The 362-nt window shown below is 58.0% G+C and carries 1 protein-coding gene; it reads right to left on the bottom strand.

What is annotated here, in order from left to right:
- Nucleotides 1-362, bottom strand: a 362-nt coding sequence (locus ACLZOT_RS50575) for a sodium:solute symporter family transporter (protein WP_416976066.1), incomplete at both ends; no start/stop codon positions are given.

The raw sequence follows: 362 nt of genomic DNA on the forward strand, positions 1-362 counted from the left end.
TGAGCTTCCGGCCATACGGAAAAGTCGGTTCCGGAAACAGTGGGAGAGAAGAGTGTGAGTGCCGTGCAGAGAAGTAGTCCGCCGTAGACGGACCACAGGAGTCCTCTCCGGTTGAACCCGGGCCAGAAGAAGGAGTAGATCAGCGCAGGGAAGATACATGACGCTGCGACGCTCATCGAAAAGCTGACCAGGAACTCAGTCGGGTAGGAAAAAGTGAAAGCAGCGAGTGAGACGCCTGATACGCACACGATGACCGCGGCCGAGCGTACTGCGCGAATCTCTCCTCTGTGTGAGGGAGCGTGCTTGCGTCGAGCAACCACATCGTGAGCGAAGGAGACGGCGGCAGCAAATACGAGGCTGGT

This window comes from Streptomyces sp. 4F14 (assembly GCF_048159485.1).
Lineage (GTDB): Bacteria > Actinomycetota > Actinomycetes > Streptomycetales > Streptomycetaceae > Streptomyces.